At 61.8% G+C, this 12,638-nt stretch carries 7 protein-coding genes; 6 read left to right on the forward strand and 1 reads right to left on the reverse strand.

Annotated features, from left to right (window positions below; genetic code table 11):
* The first annotated feature begins 64 nt into the window (after positions 1–64).
* From ACFSR7_RS09935 to ACFSR7_RS09950, 4 genes are all read left to right on the forward strand, one after another.
* Positions 65–3,340, forward strand: coding sequence for a hypothetical protein (locus ACFSR7_RS09935; RefSeq protein ID WP_378161024.1), 3,276 nt, complete (start codon positions 65–67; stop codon positions 3,338–3,340).
* Between the two features lie 71 nt (positions 3,341–3,411).
* Positions 3,412–6,036 carry a glycoside hydrolase family 2 protein gene (locus tag ACFSR7_RS09940; RefSeq protein WP_378161025.1) on the forward strand — a complete coding sequence of 875 codons (2,625 nt, stop codon included), beginning with the start codon at positions 3,412–3,414 and terminating at the stop codon, positions 6,034–6,036.
* On the forward strand, positions 6,037–7,233 hold the full coding sequence (locus ACFSR7_RS09945; RefSeq protein WP_378161027.1) for a hypothetical protein: 1,197 nt from the start codon (positions 6,037–6,039) through the stop codon (positions 7,231–7,233).
* Positions 7,234–7,268: 35 nt separating this feature from the next.
* Positions 7,269–8,216, forward strand: a complete 948-nt coding sequence (locus tag ACFSR7_RS09950) for a sugar phosphate isomerase/epimerase family protein (protein WP_378161028.1) — start codon at positions 7,269–7,271, stop codon at positions 8,214–8,216.
* A gap of 165 nt (positions 8,217–8,381) precedes the next feature.
* Here ACFSR7_RS09950 and arfA read toward each other — a convergent pair whose 3' ends face one another.
* The gene (gene arfA, locus ACFSR7_RS09955; RefSeq protein ID WP_378161030.1) at positions 8,382–9,893 is read right to left on the reverse strand and encodes an arabinosylfuranosidase ArfA; all 1,512 of its coding nucleotides are present in this window, start codon (positions 9,891–9,893) and stop codon (positions 8,382–8,384) included.
* Between the two features lie 144 nt (positions 9,894–10,037).
* Between arfA and ACFSR7_RS09960 the strand changes: the two genes are divergently transcribed.
* On the forward strand, positions 10,038–10,940 hold the full coding sequence (locus tag ACFSR7_RS09960) for an ArsR/SmtB family transcription factor (RefSeq protein ID WP_378161032.1): 903 nt from the start codon (positions 10,038–10,040) through the stop codon (positions 10,938–10,940).
* Positions 10,941–11,180: 240 nt separating this feature from the next.
* Positions 11,181–12,572, forward strand: a complete 1,392-nt coding sequence (locus tag ACFSR7_RS09965) for an ABC transporter substrate-binding protein (RefSeq protein WP_378161034.1) — start codon at positions 11,181–11,183, stop codon at positions 12,570–12,572.
* Positions 12,573–12,638 lie beyond the last annotated feature (66 nt).

The raw sequence follows: 12,638 nt of genomic DNA on the forward strand, positions 1-12,638 counted from the left end.
CGCACCCGTCCGGCTTTTCCGGCCGGGTGCGACTCCATTTCATTGAAGAGAGGAATTATGCCCGATGAATGACACCGTCCTGCATAAAGAAAAGCAAACGAACGCCCCCGCCAGTCCGTTTCTCCCCAAGACGAAAAGCACGGCACTCCTCTGGGGCGGCAGTGCGGGTTGGTCCGGCTGGACGTCGGCCGGCGGCTGGCGCCTGGCCGCGCGAGCGGACGGCGACGATGCCGAATCCGGCGCCGAGGTCTGGGAGAAAATCGCCGGCGCTCCGGATAGCCTGCGTTCGCCGAAGTTCACGATCTCGGGCGATCAACTGCGGCTGCGGCTGGCCGGCTACGACGTCCTGAACCACGCGTCTGTGGAGGGCGGCTGCTTCCTGCGGCTGGCGGACGGCGGAGAGGTCGTTCAGGAGGCGGCGCCGCCGCTCAAGGAGGCGTTCGTCGTCCGGGAATGGTTCGTCCGTCATCTGAAGGGCAAGCAGGTATACCTGGAGATCAAGGGCAGCAAGTCCTTCGCAGGCGAAGGCGCGAGCCTCGCGATCTCCCGCGTCGAGGAAGTCCGGCTTCATGGGGCGGAGACGCAGGACGTCTACTATTGCCTGGAAGCGCCGGTAGCGAATTCGGGCATCTGGGGCCTTGCGGATATCGACTATGAAGGAAACCGGACGGCCAGGCACCTGTCCTCTTGTCTCGCAGGCGACGACGGCACCGGCATCATCCAGTCGCCTTCTTTTGCCATCGTGTCCCCGATGCTCCGCCTGAAGCTGCGCGGCTACTATCAGCTTTATCAGCTCAACAAGAACCGGGTCGAGCTGGTAGACGGCGCGACCGGAGACATCTTGCGGACCGTATACCCGCCGAATGCGAATCCGCCGGCCTGGAGCGAGACGGACGTGGAGGACCTGATCGGCCGGGACGCGTTTATCCGGGTCGTGGACTGCGACAACGGTCCGCATACGGCATGGATCGGCGTCGACGAGATCGATGCGGGCGAAGCGTTCCGCGTCGACTTCGGCGGCCAAGACGGAGACGTCCTGGCCGGGTGGCAGGTCATAGCCGAGCCGCCGAGATATACGGAGCTGTACGGCGTGCCGTTCGTGGCGGGCGCGAATACGCTGTTCGCGAGCCGTAAGCCGTATTCGCTGCCCGTCGGCATTGCGGCCAGGCACTTGCTGATCGCCGGCATGAAGGTGAGCGAGCGCAACAGCTACTCGCCGGAAGACAAGCAGGTGACGGTCGGCCAGGGTTTGGGCGCTCTGCGCGTTTGTTATGAGGACGGAGAGGTCGGCGTTTATCCGATCGTCATCGGCGAGAGCGCCTGGTGGGGAGAGAAGTTCGTCAAGTATCCCGAGCCGTTCGTCTCCTTCACCGAGGTTCGACGCGCGCTGCAACAATCGCTGCGCATCTACCCGGCGCAGCCGACGCCGACGCATCAATACGTCGCGTCGATCAATCCCGCGGCCAAGCCGATCGCGCGGGTCGAATATGCGCCGGAGCCCGGATCGGGCCTGACGCCCGTCGTGACCGGCATCACCGTCGTCCCGCTTCAAGATGGAGACCGGCCTGAGGGCGGTATGCCCGCTAGAAGCACCGGCTTGTCGGCGGCGCTGACGGACAGCATTCGCAGCCGCTCCCTGCGCCTGGCGGGCGAAGACGAGGAGGCGGCGCTCGCGCGTATTCGCCAGCTGCAGGACTATATGTACGTGACCGAGGACAACTTCCCGCAGACGTTCCCGCTGGACATCCCGATCGGCTACAAGGGACCGGAGGTTCGTTTCACGGGGGGGCGGGAAGCCGACTTTTTCACCAACGCGTTCTATCATAACGTGCTGGACATGACGGCCAAGGTCGACGGCAAAGGCGTGTACCACACCTCCTCGGGCGGCGCGCTGTCCTACGGCTACGACGGCATCGGCGGCACCTTCTCGATGGACTTCAAGCTGTATCCGGAGCAGGAGCATCCTGGCATGTACTATGACGAAGCCTGGTCGCGGGACATCGGCCGCACGCTGATGGAGATGATCGCCTTCGGCTTCGTGGACCAGGCGGCCGCCTGCGCGGACTGGTGCCTCAAGATGGCCCGCGTATGGGAGGAGGACGAGTCGCTCACGGTGAACGGCTATCGTCTGCCGCGGCACATTCACCGCATTCTGCAGTTCCCGCGCACCGAGATCGGCGCCGGCTGCTTCGAGAACGACGGGCACGGTCTAACGTCGCTTTTCATCTATCGGCTGTGGAAGCGTCTGCCCGAGCGGGAGGCGTGGCTGCGTCCGAGATGGGAGGACGTCAAGGGGCTCGGCGACTGGATCATCTGGCAGTTCGAGCATCCCGAAGTATCCAAGGCGACGGAGGTGCTCTGGTCGGACAGCGAAGGCTCGGGCTACCCGATCTCGGTCGGGCACTCCATCTTCTGCGACCTGCCGTGCATCGAGGCGCTGCATGGCTTGGCAGAGATGGCCGCATCGATCGGCGAATCCGAATCCGCCCGTGTCTGGGAAGAGACGGCAGTACGGCTGAAGCTCGCCAGCGAACGGTTCTACATCGTCGATGACGAGGAAAAGGGACAGGTCTGGACCGACCAATACCGCGGCTTCGGCCGGGGCAGCCTGCTCGGACCGCTGTTGCTGCCGACGGATACGAAGGGGCTGTTCCCGGAAAATACGTATCCGGAGTGGTATGCGCTCAACGAGAAGGAATACGCCATCAACAAGGAGCAGTTCGTCCCGTGGGCGATGGGCTACAACGCGGCCTTCACGACGCAGGCTTCCCTGCTGCTCGATCGCACGGCGGACGCGTCGGAATTCATGAAGCTGAATGCCAAGCTCATCTACGGTCCGGTCTACCGTCAATACATCGTGCCCGAGATCGGCGGCGCCGTGAACAGGGCCAAGAAGATCTATTCGCGCTTCGGCGACCTGGGCAACGCGGTGCAGCAGGCGGAGATTTTGAAGGCGCTCAAGATCATCATCGGCGTGGACGACAGCCAGCAGGCCGAGCTCGGCCTCATCTCGAGATTGCCGCAGGGCTGGGACGGCGTGTGGATCCGCGACTATCCGTTCCTGATCGAGGACGGCGCCCGCCGCCTGACGGCGAAGCTGGAATACGACTTGCGGCTGGCGGTGGACGGCGCGCAGATTCGCGTGCAATCGAGCGACGAGCTGCCTGCGGTGAAGCTGCGCGTCGGACCTTTCGATCTGCGGCATCTGGACGCCGCTCCGACGGTGCTCGCGGACGGCGAGCGGCTGGAAGGCGCGGTCGAGCGCAGCGGCGATGCCGCATGGGTCCGGTTTAACGTGCCGGCCGGCAAGCTCGGCTTCTCGGCGAGCGTTCAATTTTAGTCTGGAGCCATTGACCGGGATCAATCGATCGGATTGCTGCCGGGAAGCGCCGAAGCAGGGGGAACTAGCGCATGAAGCACGATTTGAACGATCTGGCGTGGGAGCTCAAAGGCTTCTACCCTTACGTGCCGCTGCTGGCGAGCAGCGTGGAGACGGGGGAAGCCATGAAAGGCGTGACTGCGTGGATGCCCGCAGCCGTCCCGGGCGGCGTGCAGCACGATCTGTACAGGGCGGGCTACATTCAGCATCCGCACCGGGATTTGAACAGTCTGTCCTGCGAATGGGTGGAGCACAGGTGGTGGATGTACCGGACTTCCTTTCCGCGTCCGGCGCATCTGGGCCGCAAGGTCGAGCTCGTCTGCAAGGGACTGGATTACAAAGCCCATGTCTACTTAAACAATGTGCCGCTCGGCGAGCATGAAGGGATGTTCGTTCCGGCGGTCTTCGATATTACGGACATTGCGCGGATGCACGAGACGCTGGAGCTTCGCATCCTGTTCGAGCACGCGCCCCAGGAGCAGTCGCAGATCGGGCGGACGTCGCTGACGCATACCCAGAAGAGCCGCTTCGGCTACAAATGGGATTTCTCCGCGCGGCTCGTGTCGCTCGGCATCTGGGACGACGTGTACCTGCGCGTCCACGAGGAGCTGTCGCTCGGCGAAGCGCACATTCGCACGGACGTCGCGGAAGACGGAGCGGGCGTCGTTGGCTTGAAGGTGACGGTCGAGGGGGCGGTGCCGGAGGAATATGCCGCGGAGGCGGTGCTGACCGATCCAGAAGGACGCGAGCTCGCGATGCAGCGGATCGCCGTCGGCCCGGACCGGGCGCAGGCCGACTTTTCTTTTCGCGTGGAAAGGCCCCTGCTCTGGTATCCGAACGGGCACGGCGCGCAGCCGCTCTACGGGCTCGAAGTGCGCTTGCTGAAGGGAGACGCGGCGCTGGACGCGCGCGCCTTCAAGCCCGGCATCCGCAAGCTCGGCTACCTGTTTAACGAGGAGAGCCCGGCGTCCGCGCTGCCGTATACGTTCGCGATCAACGGCGAGAAGGTGTACGTCAAAGGGGTAAACTTGACGCCGCTCGATATGCTGTACGGCACCGCGACGCCGGAGCGGTACGAGTGGACGGTGCTCATGATGAAGCGAGCTGGCGTTAATATGGTCCGCGTGTGGGGCGGGGGCGTCATCGAGAAAAGCGTGTTCTACGAGCTGTGCGACCGTCATGGCATTCTCGTCTGGCAGGAGTTCGTCCAGTCCGGCTCGGGGATGGATTCGGTGCCGCCCGAGGACCCGCAGTATCTGGCGCTGCTGGCCGCGACCGCCGAAGCCGCTCTCAAGGACAGGCGCAACTACGTGTCGCTGACGGTCTGGAGCGGCGGCAACGAGCTCAAGGAAGCGCCGAACCGGCCCTGCGGCTGCGACAACGGCAATCTTGCGCTGCTCAAGTCGCTCGTGCAGGCGCACGATCCGGATCGGATGTTCCTCCCGACGTCGGCCTCCGGTCCGCAGGAGATGCTGTCGCTGGACGCGGGGCGGAACCACGACGTTCACGGCGGCTGGAAGTACAGGGGACATCCCGAGCATTACGAATTTTACGGGCAGGCGGACAGCCTTTTCCACAGCGAATTCGGGGTCGACGGCCTGTGCAAGGTGAAAAGCATGCGCAAGTTTCTGAGCCCGGGTCATATTCGGGTGTCCGATATGGACGAGAGTCTTGTCTGGCGCCACCATGGCGATTGGTGGGACACGCGCGAGCGGGACGCCTGGTTTTTCGGCGAGCCGGCGGGCCTTGAAGCGTTCGTCCGCTGCAGCCAGTGGATCCAGGCGGAGGGCCTCCGGTTCATCGTCGAGGCCAACCGGCGCCGGCAGTTCCGCAACAGCGGCAGCATCGTCTGGCAGTTTAACGAGCCTTGGCCCAACGTAGGCTGCACGTCGCTGACGGACTACTACGGCGAAGCCAAAATGGCGTGCTACTGGATCGGTCAGGCGTTTGCCCCGGCGCACGTCTCGCTCGATTATCGCCGGCTTGTTTATCCCGTGGGGGATACGTTTCAGGCAGATTTGTTCGCGGAAAGCGGAGGCGGCGGATCGCCGGACGGCGACGAATTGCAGGTCGAGGCGCTGACGACGGCGGGCCGGCGGATGTGGCATGGAACGTTCCGGACGGCGTCTGGCGCTGCCATGCAGAAGGTAGGCGCGCTCGCGTTCGAGATCGCGTCCGATTTCACGGCGCTGTTTGTCGTACGTCTACGTTTGCGCCGAGAAGGCCGAACGCTGCATGAGAACGCCTACTATTTCTCCACGCAGGCCGAGACATGCTACCGGCCGGCGCTTGGCCTTCGCTCGCGCGGCTTCCGCTTCGAGGCGGAAGGCGAGTGGGAGGAAGCGGGCGAAGAATGGAAGGCCGAGTATCTGGAACCGATCAAGCGGACGTTCCTGCTCGCCAACGATGGCGTTGAAGCGATCCTTCACGTCTGCGCGGAGGAGCTGACGGACCGGTACTGGACGATGGCGGACGCAGGCTTCGTTACCCTTTTCCCCGGCGAGGAACAACGCGTCACGGTTTACTGCGCGAGCAGGCGCCTCGGCGGACTGGGCGCGGAGGCCGACGGAGGCGAAGAAGAGGGGCGATCGCTGCCGGAGATTCGGTTCACTCATTTGAATGCGCAAGATTCGCAGGAAGAAAGGGAGTTTTTTTAGATGACCGACCTGGCTAAAATCCGGGAGACGTACGAGCGGGGCAAAGGCATCTTCAGGCTCGCTCCCGTGTTCGTGCCGCGCCGTTTCGCACAGGCAGGCAAGCGGCTGCGGCTTCATCCCGACGACTATTACGCTTACGGGGCCGCGCGGGGCTCCATTAAGGAACGATGGTTTTCCTCGGTCATTCCCGCGATGAACGGGCCGCTGGCGAGACCGGACGAGGGCATGAGCTGCGTGGCAGTCAATGACGACGCGAGCGACAAGTTTCTGTTCCGCGACGCGGTCGAAGCGCTCGGCCCCCTCGTCATCGGCGAGGCGCTGCACGCCAAGTACGGCACGTGGCCGATGTATTCCAAGTTTTTCGACTATGAGACGCCGCTGTTCCACCATTTGCACCTGGACGAAGCTTCCGCCCAACTGGTCGGCCGGATGGGCAAGCCCGAAGCGTACTATTTTCCGCCGCAGCTTAACAATCATCCGGGCGTCTTCCCAGCCACGTACTTCGGGTACGATCCCGACGTGACGATCGATCAGGTGCGCGAGCGCCTGCTGCAGTTCGAAGCGGGCGACAACCGGATCACCGAGCTGTCCCGGGCCTATCGGCTCGAGCTTGGCACCGGCTGGTATACGCCGCCGGGCGTCGTGCATGCGCCAGGCTCGTATCTGACGTACGAGCCGCAGTGGAACAGCGACGTCAATTCCGTCCACGAGAACGTCGTGTGGGGCGAGGTGTATCCGTACGAATTTCTGACGGAAAACTGCCCCGAGCCGGAGAAGCGCAACATCGACTACATTCTTGGACTGATGGACTGGGAAAAAAACGTGGACCCGCATTACAAGAAAAACTACTTCCGCCCGCCGATCGTGTGCGCGCATTCGGACGAACGCCATACGGAGAAGTGGATTACGTACGGCAACGAATACTTTGGCGCCAAGGAATTGACCGTGCAGCCGGGTCAGATGGTCGTCGTCCAGGATCCCGCTGCTTATGGTACGATACTGCTACAAGGCCACGGCACTTTCGGCGTTTATGACGCCGAGGCGGCCGTCATGCTGCGGTTCGGACAGATGAGCGGAGACGAGTTTTTCGTCTGCGAGGCGGCGGCCCGCGAGGGCGTCGCGATCGTCAATCGGAGCAAGTGGGAGCCTATGGTGTTCCTGAAGCACTTTGGACCGAACCATCCGGAGATGCCCTGATCCGGGCGCCGCGACATAAAGGAGAGCAGAAAACGATGTCCAGACAAGTCTATGAAGTGAAGAACGAGAAGATCCGCGAGGCGTTCGAGGCGCTGAAAAAAAATGATCCGAAGCGGCTCGAGCGGCGGTTGAACCTGTCCTGGAGCAACTGGGGCTTCGGCATGGAGACGCTCGCGGACACGGCCGAACGGCTGCAGCGGGCAGGCATCGGCTACATCGAGCTGCACGGCAACCATTACGGACCGGACCTCGGTTACCGCAAGGAGGAAACGCTGCACATTTTGGGCGCGCACGGCATCAAGGTCGCGGGCATTTGCGGCATTTTTTCCGCTGACAACGACCTGTCCAGCAACCGCGCCTTCCAGCGCCAGGCCGCCATCGACTACCTGAAGCGGGAGATCGAGTTTGTCGCATCGGTCGGCGGCTCCTACATCCTCGTCGTGCCGGGCGCGGTCGGCAGACCGGCGCCTTACGATGCGATGGAGCTCGCGCGCAGCGCCGAGACGCTCCGGCTCGTCGCCGACCTGTTCGTCTCGCACGGCATCAAGGCGGCCATCGAGCCGATCCGTTCCGCCGAGACGAGCTACGTTCATACGATCGCGGACGCCGAAGCTTATATTAAGGATGTGAATCATCCCGGCGTGCAGCATATCAATGCGGACGTGTATCATATGCAATCCGAAGAGTCGCATATCGGCGAGGCGCTGCTGGCGGCCGGCGACCGGCTGCTTAATTTGCACATGGCCGACAGCAACCGCGGCGCGCTCGGAGACGGCTCGCTGGACGTGGACACCGTCATCATGGCACTGTACCTGCTCGGCTTCAACCGCGACGGCTGCTACGTCACCCCGGAGCCGCTCGGTCCGGGCGGCGACCCGTATCCGGCCATGTACGGCAAGCCGGACAAGGCGCTGCTGGACCGCATGGTCCTGCAGACGGCCGCCTATTTCCGCGAGCGGGAGGACGTGCTGCTGGGACGGTAAGGAGGTAGGGCTGGGGAGCGACGTTGTGCGGAAAAACCGTGCAACTCAACTCCGATTTTCCCCAATTGGCACAAGCCAAAGGGAGTCCGCAAGCAAAAAGACCGGAGTCGGCGAGGGACTTATGTCCCTGCAGCCGTTTCCGGTCTCTTTTGGTTTCGCTAGCGATTAGCCCCTCGTCGTGGCGATCCGAATGACGTTCCAGGAAGCGCGGCCAAGCAAGGCTTGCACGCGTCCTTGATCGATCTTGGATTCGCCGCCGGTGCGGGGGACGATCCGGTTCGGGTTGTTCTTGGTGTTGGTGGCTTTCAGATCGTCGCTCTCCAGCACGATGTGCTCCAGCAGACGCGTTTCGCCGAAGCTGCGGACGTCGACGTCGAGCGCCATCGATTCTTCCAGATGGCGGTTCACCGCGAAAATGGTCAGGAGACCCTGCGCTTCGTCGAACACGCTGACGGATTCCAGATAAGGCACGTCGGTGAAGTCCTTGGCGTCATATTTCGGAGAATCGACGACCGATTGCAGCACCGTGCCTCTGCCGTAATTCGAAGCGTGAAGGAACGGGTAGTACGTCGTCTGCAGCCAGAGCGAGCCGCCCGTCTCCGTCATAATCGGCGCGATGGTGTTGATCAGTTGGGCGAGGCAGCCCATTTTCACCCGGTCGGCGTGCTTCAGCATCGTGATCAGGTAGCATCCGACGGCGAGCGCGTCTTCGAAGGTGTACGCGTCCTCGAACTCCGGCGGCGCGATCTGCCAGCGTTCGCTCGCGCGGCTTGCGCCGATCGAGTGCCAGACGTTCCATTCGTCGAGCGACAGCATGATTTTTTTCTTGCTGCGCTTTTTCGCCTGGACGTAATCGGCAATTGAAGCTACGCCCCCGATGAACTGGTCGAGATCGAGCGAGCTGGCCAGGAAGTTGGCCGTATCGCCGGCATTATTGTTGTAATAAGCATGCAGCGACAGGTAGTCGACCTGGTCGTAGGCGAGATCAAGCACGGTTGCTTCCCACTCGGCAAAGGTCGGCATGCCTCTGGAGGAGCTGCCGCAGGCGACCAGCTCGATCGACGGATCGACCCAGCGCATGACTTTGCCCGTCTCGTTGGCAATACGTCCATACTCGACCGCGGTTTTCGCGCCGATCTGCCAGGGTCCGTCCATCTCGTTGCCAAGACACCACGTCTTGAAGCGATGGGGCTCGCGGTAGCCGTGGGAGATGCGCATGTCGCTGTAGTAGGAGCCGGAAGGGTGGTTGCAGTATTCCACGAGGTTTCTAGCGGCGTCGGGACCGCGCGTGCCGAGGTTAACGGCCATCATCACTTCCGTGCCGGCCAGCTTGGCCCAATCCGCGAATTCGTTCGTGCCGACGGCGTTCGTCTCGGTTGTCCACCAAGCCAGCTCCAGCTTTGGCTTGCGCTCCGGCTTGGGTCCCACGCCGTCCTCCCAATTGTAGCCGGACACGAAGTTGCCTCCCGGATAGCGCACGATCGGAACCTGAAGCGCTCGAATCGCATCCAGCGCGTCGCGGCGGAAACCATTCTCGTCCGCAGTCGGGTGACCAGGCTCGTAGATCCCTCCATATACGGCGCGCCCCAAGTGTTCGATAAAGGAACCGTACATCCGAGGATCTACGGCGGATAGCGTGAAGTGCTTGTCGATCAGCATATGAGAGCGGATTGTCATAAAGTTGACCTCCTTAGGATTAATAAAAAACTAAATTCATTAAAATATTGAAATCCTATATTATTCGTAACATAATAGGTTTTAGCAGACAATCATTAATTGCAGGATTAAATTAAAACAAAATCCTATAAGGGTGTTGAGAAAGTGTTGCTTTCAACCGATTCGAACGCGCTCCGCATCTACGAGGCGCTGGCCAGCGAGGTCCGGTTAAAGATCATCGATAAATTGTACGAGAGAGAACGGCATGTGAAGGAGCTGGCGGAAGAGCTGTTCCTGAGCAATGCGGTCGTCAGCGGACACATTCGCAAGCTCGAAGAGGCCGGCATCGTTGGCAGCAAGATGAAGCGGATGGACGGCGGGACGTACAAGCTCTGTTACGTGAAAACGGAGTTCATGCAGATCAAGCTGTCTCCGGATGCCCCCGCCTCTTTGGGCTGTCACGAGCTGTCGCTGCCGATCGGCCAATATACCGATTACGAGGCTTGGCCGACATGCGGCATCGCGACGACGGAGAAGGTCGTCGGCCAGTTCGACAATCCGGTCTGCTTCATGGACCCGGAGCGGGTGAACGCGGGCATCCTGTGGATGGCCAAGGGGTGGATCGAGTACAAGCTGCCGAACTATTTGTACAAAGACCAGCGGCTGCACGAGATCGAGATCTCGCTCGAGATCGGGTCGGAGGCGCCGCGCGTGAACGAGAATTGGCCGTCGGACATCCGCTTCGATCTGGGCGGCAAGACCGTAGGGGTATGGACGAGTCCCGGCGACTTTGGCGATCGAAGGGGGCGGCTGACGCCGGAGTGGTGGCACTCGGACGTCAATCAATACGGTTTGATGAAGGTGCTTCGCATCAAGGAGAAGGGCACTTACATCGACGGTCAGAAAATATCCGGCGTCGGCCTGCGCGATATCGAGACAAGCGCGATGAACTGGACATTGCGGATCGCCGCCGAGGATACCGGGCGGGGCCGGGGCGGCCTGACGCTCTATGGCAAGGGCTTCGGCAACTACGATCAGGACATTGTCGTTCGCAGCTATTATGTGTAAGGAGCGCTTTTATATTTGTATTGCGACCGGGCGGTGATGACGCCTCGGTCTTTTTTTTGTGATTTGGCTGGTTCGGCGCGGGGCAAGTGGAGGTGAATTCGAGGCGTATGAAGTAGTTCGGCGCTCTTAAAAATGAGGAATCAAACTAAAAAATGACGCGCTTATGGCGGCGGCGTACGGCCCTTACAATGAGAAATGTAAGCGGCTAACAAGCTGCAAGACCATGAGGGGGAGTCAAGCATGAAGTCATTGAAATCCCAAGTCGCCGGCGTCGCCGTGGCGTCGCTGTTCACCGTCGCGCTCGCCGCGTGCGGCAGCAATAACAATAACACGGCATCGCCGTCCGCAGCGAGCTCGTCCGCCGCCAGCCCAACGGCGTCGGCGTCCGCATCCGCGTCGGCCAGCCCGTCCGCCAGCGCGCCGAGCGCCGAGCCGGTCACGCTCAGCATGCTCGTCTCCGGCTCCAAGGCCGCCGACGGCGCCGACTTCGAGCTCGACACGCTGCCGAAGCTCGTCAAGGAGAAGTTCCCGAACGTTACGCTCGAGGTGCAGAAGCTGCCCGACGAGCAGTACTACACGACCGTCAAGTCGAAGCTCGCAACGGGCGAAGGCCCGGACATCTTCCTCGTTTTCCCGAACATGGCGAACATGGGCGCGATCGAGGTGGCCAAAGCCGGCTATGCAGCCGACCTTTCCGACCTTAGCTTTTGGAACAACGTAAGCAAGGCAGCCATGAACGACATGAGCTACGAAGGCAAGCCGTACGCCGTCGCCAAGGGCATGGACATTCTCGGGACCTACTACAACAAGGATCTGTTCGCGAAGGCCGGCATCACGGAAGTGCCCAAGGACTGGGACAGCTTCATCGCCGCCTCCGAGAAGCTCAAGGCGTCCGGCGTCACGCCGATCGTCATGGGCGACAAGGACCCTTGGGTCATCCAGTTCGGCATGTACCAGCTCGCCGCCAACTCCGTCTATCCGTCCGACCCGGACTTTGACAAGAAGCTGCAGACCGGCGAGACGCAGCTGACCGACGCCAAGTGGGTCAAGACGGTCAACCAGTACAAGGAGCTGTACGACAAGGGTTATGTGTCCAAAAACTCGCTCGGCATGGCCAGCGCGCAAGCGATGCAGCAGTTCGTCGACGGCAAGGCGGCCATGATCTTCACCGGTACCTGGGATCTGCCGGGCTTGACCGCGCAAGGCGCGGCAAGCTTCGACCGCGGCTTCTTCTCCCTCCCGGGCAACGACGCGGGCCAGCCGGTTTACGCTTCCGCGGCGACGGCGGCCGGCTACGCGCTGAACGCCAAGTCCAAGCATCTGGACGTCGCCAAGCAGATCTTCGAGTATCTGTACGACGGCCAATCCCCGCTGTTCCAGGCGTGGGTCGAGTCGAATCCGTCCATCAGCGTATTTAACGGCGTGACGCTCAAGAACGACATCTTTAAAGACGTGCTGACCGAGATCCAGAGCACGGGCCATGCGTTCTACTTCTCCAACCAAATGTGGCCGGCAGGCGTCAGCGACGTCATGCAGTCCAAGTTTGCGGAGATCATCGGCGGCAAGAAAACGACGGCCGAGGACGTCACCAAGGCGATGCAGGACAAGTACAAAGAGCTTTATAAAGGCTGATCGCCTGCGAGATCAAGGGGGAGCGAGGTTCCCCCTTGATGCAATTCACGCCGAAAGGAAAGAAGC

Origin of the sequence: Cohnella sp. GCM10020058 (assembly GCF_042683485.1) — a bacterium.
GTDB lineage: Bacteria > Bacillota > Bacilli > Paenibacillales > Paenibacillaceae > Cohnella.